This window comes from Candidatus Symbiothrix dinenymphae (assembly GCF_001431085.1).
Genome location: NZ_BBRU01000562.1, coordinates 1 through 3,376, shown reverse-complemented (window position 1 = coordinate 3,376; position 3,376 = coordinate 1). Strand labels below are relative to the sequence as shown.

Sequence of the window (3,376 nt, the reverse complement as noted above, 5' to 3'; positions counted from 1 at the left end):
GGGCGCAAAGTATTCGCGCTGAGGCGCCGCAGGAGGCGGCGCAGATTATCGAGGTTGCAATTCCCTCGACAGGGACGAAGACCGTTACCGGCTTCGTGTACGATGAAACCGGAGAAGGAGTCCCCGGTTCCACCATCACCATCAAAGGGAGCTCTCGCGGAGTAGTGACCGACATGGATGGTTCGTTCAAAATAGACGTTTCGCCAACGGATGTTTTGGAGGTTTCTTTTTTGGGGTACGACACCTACACTGTGACGGTGGGTGACAAGGCGGAGTTTGTGATTCCGCTCAAGCCCAAGTCCAACGAACTGGACGAAGTAACCATTGTCGCTTTCGGCAAGCAGAAGAAAAGCAGCGTGGTTGCCTCCATTGAGACGGTCAAGGTATCCGACCTGAAAGTGCCCTCCTCGAACCTGACCTCTGCTTTTGCAGGTAAGATTCCAGGATTGATTTCGTACCAGACCAGTGGCGAACCGGGTGCGGACAATGCACAGTTCTTTGTGCGCGGCGTTACCACCTTTGGGTACGCTAAATCACCCTTAATCCTGGTGGACGGATTTGAATCTACTGCCGATGACCTGGCGCGCATGACGCCGGACGACATCGAAAGTTTTTCTATCCTGAAGGATGCTTCGGCAGCGGTGCTCTACGGCTCTCGCGGTGCCAACGGTATCATCCTGGTAACCACCAAAAGCGGACGCGAAGGCAAACCGAAAATCAATGCCCGCGTGGATGTCAATGTGAGTACGCCTACCGCGCTTCCTGAAATGATCGGTGCTGTGGAGTACATGCAGTTGTACAATCAGGCACTTCAATCGCGCTACCCGGACAGGGATGTCTATTACGACGAACAGAAGATTCAGTCCACCATACGGGGCGAAAATCCGATGATGTACCCCAATGTGGACTGGTATGATATGCTGTTCAAGCAACAGACCGTTAATACCAGAGCGAATGTGAATGTCTCGGGTGGTGGTGCCGTTGCGAACTATTTCGTATCCGTAGGCTACGAAAATGAAAACGGATTGTTGAAAGTCGATAATCGAAACAATTTCAACACCAACATCGACATCAACCGGTTCAATCTCCGCAACAATGTGATTTTCAAACTGTCGCCCACGACGACCTTGGATACTCGTTTACAGGCGCGCTATGAGAAATATACAGGTCCGAGCGTGTCGGCAGGCGACATCTTCAATCAGGTGATGGAGGGCAACCCTGTTGATTTTCCTGTCGTATATATACACCGGATGACGCCCATATCTACACACAGCATACGCTGTTTGGTTCCCGTCCGGTGAGTGGAAGTGCATGGAAAACAAATCCATACGCCGAGATGGTGAAGGGATATGAATCGCGTGACGAAACGACTGTTACTGCACAGGCAACTGTCATGCAGGATTTGGGTTTCATTACCGAAGGGCTGAAAGTGCAGGCAAAGGTATCTGCCGGCACATGGAGCAAGTATGGCATGACAAGAACTTACACTCCGTTTTTCTATGATGTGGAGTCTTATGACATTGTTACAGACAAATATCGCCTGTATCGCATCAACAACAATGGGTCGACCTCGCTTAATCCGGCCGTCGCTACCCGCAACACTTCTTCCAACTACTATGTGGAAGCCCGTGCGAACTGGGACCGTACTTTCGGCTTACATTCTGTTGGTGCCATGACGGTGTTTATGCTACAGGAAAACCTGTTCAGTGTGGACGGAGGTTCCTTGCCTAAGACCTTGCCGGAACGGAACGTCGGTAATTCGGGTCGTTTGACTTACGACTACGATGACCGCTATTTCGCTGAATTTGGCTATGGATACAATGGTTCCGAAAAATTTACAGGCTCCAAACGGTTCGGATTCTTCCCTTCCATTGGTGCAGGCTGGTTGATTTCCAACGAAGCATTTTGGGCATCCGCTAAAGATTACGTTGACCTGCTGAAACTGAAATTTACTTGGGGACAGGTCGGTAACGACAATATTTCTGCCAGAGACAAACGCTTCCAGTTCCTCTCGAAGCTGGCTTATGTGCCCAACGATGCCCAGAGGAATTATATGTTCGGACAATTGATGAGCAACAAGTATGACGGTTACACCATATCCGGTTTTGCCAATAACAATATCGGATGGGAAGTATCCGACAAGTACAATATCGGTGTGGAATTGGGTCTGTTGCAGGGTGGTCCACTCAAATTGCAGGTGGACGTATTCCAGGATAACCGGCGCAATATCTTTATGCGGCGTACCGATATTCCTGCCACCACCGGTTTTGGTGACATCGAAATGTGGGGTAATGTTGGCGAGATGGAATCGAAGGGTATAGATGCTTCTATTGATTATCAGAAGTTTTTCACCAATGATTTCTGGCTCACGGGGCGTGCCAATTTTACATACGCCGTCAATAAATACATAGAATTTGACGAGCCGGATTACGAGTATGATTACCTCTATAGAAAGGGACGCAGTGCCGGTGTGCAGTGGGGTTATGTGGCAGAACGGCTCTTTGTGGATGATGCCGAAGTGGCGCAGTCACCCGCACAGAATTGGGGTGTTGTACAAGCCGGTGACATCAAATACAAGGATGTCAACGGTGACGGTAGAATCAATCAGAATGACCAGGTCGCCATGGGTTTTCCGACAACACCTGAAATTCAGTATGGCTTCGGATTATCCGGCGGCTTTAAGAAGTTCGACCTCTCTTTCTTCTTCCAGGGGAATGCAAGGGTTTCGTTCTTCATCGACCCCAGAGGTGAATATACGGAAGGCGGTACTACCAAACACGGTATAGCCCCGTTCATCAACAGACGCAACGCTTTGGCAATGGTGACACGGGGTGCATGGACGGAAACGAATCCCGACGTGCATGCCTTCTGGCCCCGTTTGTCAACGGAGCCGATAGTGAACAATACACAATTGTCTTCTTGGTGGTTGCGCGACGGCTCGTTCCTGCGGCTCAAAACCGTTGAAGCGGGTTACAGCTTCGACAACATCAAGAGACTCGGAGTGGAAAACATTCGTGTGTATTTCAGTGCCGAAAATCTGTTCGTCATCAGCCCCTTCAAACAGTGGGACCCCGAAATGGGCGGCAGCGGTATGGGATACCCGCTAAATAGGAGGTTTAATGTAGGATTGCAATTATCATTTTAGTCTGAACCACGATTTTCACAAGATTAAAAAGATTAACAAGATTATATATAGAAAATGTGATTATCATGGTAATCCTGAAAATCTTATTAAAATCAAGGTTCAAGGTTACTATACAGCACCGGGCTTAAGTCAACAGGAAAGCAGGTGATGCCGATTGTCTGTTTTTACCTGCGATGTTAGAGAAGACAGTTGTCCCGCTACCTGATGGTTGCGGCTATTTGAAAGGCAAGT

2 protein-coding genes are annotated in these 3,376 nt (G+C 49.1%); both read left to right on the top strand.

Annotation, left to right across the window (positions count from 1 at the left end; all coding sequences use genetic code 11):
* Positions 1-1,301 (top strand): SusC/RagA family TonB-linked outer membrane protein (locus ASC50_RS07635; protein WP_262482206.1); only part of this gene is annotated, 1,301 nt, incomplete at its 5' end.
* Entirely contained in the window at positions 1,298-3,145 is a 1,848-nt protein-coding gene (locus ASC50_RS07630; protein WP_055432617.1) for a SusC/RagA family TonB-linked outer membrane protein, read from the top strand. The genes ASC50_RS07635 and ASC50_RS07630, both read left to right, overlap by 4 nt.
* The last annotated feature ends 231 nt before the right edge of the window (positions 3,146-3,376 follow it).